The 4006-nt window shown below is 62.8% G+C and carries 3 protein-coding genes; all 3 read left to right on the top strand.

All coding sequences use genetic code 11. The annotated features are described in order from the left end of the window. Window positions 1-134 precede the first annotated feature (134 nt). Entirely contained in the window at window positions 135-1535 is a 1401-nt protein-coding gene (locus BISA_RS11580; protein ID WP_161786517.1) for a SpaA isopeptide-forming pilin-related protein, read from the top strand. 81 nt (window positions 1536-1616) lie between these two features. Next, complete coding sequence (locus tag BISA_RS11575) at window positions 1617-3068, top strand: InlB B-repeat-containing protein (protein WP_081890135.1); 1452 nt, start codon at window positions 1617-1619, stop codon at window positions 3066-3068. Between the two features lie 11 nt (window positions 3069-3079). Beyond that, window positions 3080-4006, top strand: a 927-nt coding sequence (locus BISA_RS11570; protein WP_156099617.1) for a class C sortase, incomplete at its 3' end; no start/stop codon positions are given.

Raw genomic sequence — 4006 nt, 5'->3', positions numbered from 1 at the left:
CCACGGCACCGGCCGCGATGGCGGCGGACGGGAACCTGACCATCACGGCCGGCGCGGGCGGCAGCCTCGCCGGCCATTCGTTCGACATCTACCAGCTCGCCACCTATCCCGACGTGCAGCTCGACGGCGACGAAGTGAAGAACGTATCCGCAAAGCCGACTGGCGAATCGGACGCGTGGATCAAGACCGCGCTCGACGCGGCCGGCGTGAGCGTGGATTCCTCGGCCGGCGAGAACACCGCTTCCCAGCTGCTGCGCCAGACCACCGGCAGCGTGGAGTCGCGCAAGATCGCCGCCAGCCTCCAGGACAACGCCTCAGGCAAGACGGCCGTGAAGAAGAACCTGACCAGCGGCGAGAGCACGCTGACCGTCTCCCTGCCGGAGGGCTTCTACCTGATCACCGACTCCGCGGGCCTGCCGATCCTCGTGTCCACCACGGTGAGCGGCAAGACCAGCATGGGCGGTGCCACGCTCGGCACCACCTACATCAAGAGCCGTGTGGCCCAGCCGGACAAGCAGGTCAAGAGCATCGACGGCACATGGAAGGAGAGCGCGGCCGCGACCAACGGCGAGACCCGCGAGTTCCGCATCCGGCTGACCCTGCCCAACAGCCTGTCGGCCGACACCATCACCATCGATGACGGCATGGAGGGCATGCAGTACGTGGACGGCTCGTTCGCGGCCACGATCAGCGAGGGGGATGGCAAGGGCGCCGACGTGACCTCCATGTTCTCGGCCCCGGGCTCATCGGATTCCGGCAAGGGCTTCAAGACCACCTCCACGGGCGATCTGATTGACGGATACCAGAACCAGCAGGTCACCGTCACCTACAAGGCCAGGATAACCGACGCGGACAAGGCGAACGCCGCATCCAACACCGCGAAGGTCACCGTCAACTGGCTTCCCGACGCCGTGCCTCCAACCATCACCCCTCCGGAGCCCGGCGAGGACACGGTGACCGTTCCCACCTACGACGTGGACCTGAAGAAGATCAGCGCGGCCAGCACCGACACCAACCAGATCGCGGTCTCCGGCGCGAAGTTCACCATCAAGAACGAGACCCTCGGCAAATGGCTCAACTGGGACGAGGCCACCAGGCAATGGTCCTACGTGGACACCGCCGCCGCGGCGCAGGAACGCTCCACCGACGCGAAGGGCGTCATCTCCTATGATTCGCTCGGCGCGGGAACCTACCTCATCAGCGAGACCCAGACCCCAGCCGGCTACCTTTCCTTCGTCAAGCCCAGCTTCCGCGTGACCATCGATGACGAGGGCAAGACCTCCATCACCGGCGTGGAGCAGGCCGGCCTGACCTCGAAGGTCGCCGACGCGGACGGCAAGGCCACGACCCCGACCGCCACCGTCAAGAACCTCGACAGCGTGACCCAGCTGCCCCAGACCGGCGGGGCGAGCATGGCGGTCATCCTCATCGGAGGCATGGCCGTGCTGCTGTTCGCCGGAGCCACCGGCATCAAGGCGTTCAAACTCCGACGTATCGGACTGTTTGACGACAACCTGCCGCAGATTATGGCCTGACTTCTATGAACGACATCTGAGAGCGTGGCGGGCGGCATCGGATCGTCGCTGCGATTTTGTTTTTCGGAAAGGAAAAGTCAAATGAGGAATCACGCGGCCACATGCAGCCTGCGCCTCTTGGTCTCATTGTGCATGATGAGCTTAAGCCTAGGTATGGTAGTCCCGGCAGCCATCGCGCAGGACTCTCAACCCAGTGACATGGCGGAAACCATGCGCGATCCGACCGCTCGGACCGGCATAGAGCAGGATCAAAACATTCACGACGACATCAGCTTGATGCTCGTTAACAACCAGTATCCTACTAATGGATGGCTGAAGTTCTATCAGAAGGACGCCGCTACAGAGATTTCGAGCAAACAGATTAATGTCAGCAGCCAATCTTCTTACACCATGCCGGACATGAGCGGCGTGAACGGGATCGATTATCATTACGGACAAGGATATTCCGGCACTTATGACTGGATTCCAATAGCCTGGAAATCCCAGAACTTCAACGTCGGAGGGCCATGCGATGCGGCATGGAGTCTGTCCGTCTGTAGGATAACTGATGGCGGCAGTTTTGGTGCAGCAAGCAGCGGAGTCAATAATTACTTTAAACCCGGAGATAGGGTCACTCCTCCGACTGCCTCCGGTTCTTCGTCTTGGTGGGCCATCTATCATAAGAGTTTCCCGGTGTTCTCTCAAGTGGTCCGTTATAACGCGAACGGCGGTACCGGAAGCATGTCTCCGTCCATACCGAACATCTCCAACCTCGATCTCAACAATGCTAACCGATATGGCGCGTATGTAACCTTGTCGCAGAATAAGTTCACCCGGGCTGGATACAAATTCGTAGGATGGGAGCGTGAGGTCACGGGCACTGTTTTTCAGCCCGGAGATACGCCGTATGTATCGTTTACCGATAGCCCGTATGACGATAACTGGCCCCCTATCTTTAAAGCGAAATGGGAGAAGGCCGAACCGATCACCATCCGCTATGACGGCAACGGTGCCGCTTCCGGCAGCGTCGGCGACCAGCAATCGTACAAGGATCAGGAAACCGAAATCGAAACGAACGGCTTCGCCTGGCCCGAACACGAGTTCCAGGGGTGGAACACTAAGAAGGATGGCACCGGCACCGCATACCAGCCCGGCGACAGGCAGGCTTTCTCCGCGGACACCACCCTGTACGCGCAGTGGAAGACGCTGAACGCCACTATTCATTACGACGGCAACGGTGCCACCTCCGGCAGTGTCGGCGACCAGACCGGCGCGATCGGATCCACCGTCAAGGCCAGCGGCAACGGTTTCCTACGCGAGTCCTACATGTTCAAGCAGTGGAACACGAAGAAGGATGGCGCCGGTGTCGCATACCAACCGGGATCCGACATCACCGTGCCTGAATCCGGCATGACCCTTTACGCGATCTGGACTCCCGTGGCCGGCACCTTGCCGGCGACAGGCGGCATCGGCCTCGCCTTGGCGTTGATCGCGTGCTCGGCCGGGGTCCTCGTGAGCGTCACGGTCTTCATGATCCGTCGCCGCAGGGCATGAGGTAATGGACGGTGAGCGGATTCGAGAGCATGGCGGCGGGCTGTTCCCCGCCCGAATGGGAGGATGTCATTCGGGGTGTCGATCGCACGGCGAGCCGAATGACGCGCACCAGGCTGCGCAGAAACGCGCGGCATGCCAGGATGGTCGCCCGCATGCTGGGCGTGGTCGCCGTCGTCTCCATGCTCTGCTCGCTGTCCGTGTTCGCCTGGGCGTTCTGCGCCCAGGCGGCGAACGCGCGCGAGGACGCCGCGACCGCCGCCGGGGCCGTCTCATCGGCCGGCCATAGGATCGACGGCATGATCTCCAAGGCCCGGGAATACAACAAGCGTCTCGCCGCCTCCCCGCAGAGCATCGGGGAGCCGTTGGCCGCGGACGGTGCCGCGGCGGGCGACTTCACGTTCGACGGAGACCGGGACTACCAGTCCCAGCTCGATCTCGGCGACGGGATCATGGGCACGCTGCGAATCCCGCGCATCGGCCTCGAACTGCCGATACGCCACGGCGCGGGCGAATACGCGCTGTCCAACGGGCTCGGCCACCTGCACGGCACGTCGCTGCCGGTGGGAGGGGCATCGACCCATGCGGTGATCACCGGCCATCGCGGTCTCGTGGACAAGGAGCTGTTCACCCGTCTGGACGAGCTGCGCGAGGGAGACCCCTTCTACATCGAGCTCGGCGAGGGACGCATCCTGGCGTATGTGGTCACCGGGATGCGCGTGGTCGATCCCGATGATACGGAATCGTTGGCGGTCATGCCCGGCGACGATCTGGTCACCTTGGTCACCTGCACCCCGATCATGCTCAACACGCGTCGTCTCCTCGTCACGGGCCGCAGGGCCTCGATGCCCGATGCGGCACCCTATCCGGCGCAGGCGGAGGGCGACGGTCATCCCAAGGGCGTCGGCATGGCCGTCATGGCATCCGCGTTCGCCGTGGGG

Origin of the sequence: Bifidobacterium saguini DSM 23967 (assembly GCF_000741715.1) — a bacterium.
Taxonomy (GTDB): domain Bacteria; phylum Actinomycetota; class Actinomycetes; order Actinomycetales; family Bifidobacteriaceae; genus Bifidobacterium; species Bifidobacterium saguini.
Note: the sequence above shows the minus strand (reverse complement) of the source record. Positions and strands in the feature narration are given on the sequence as shown.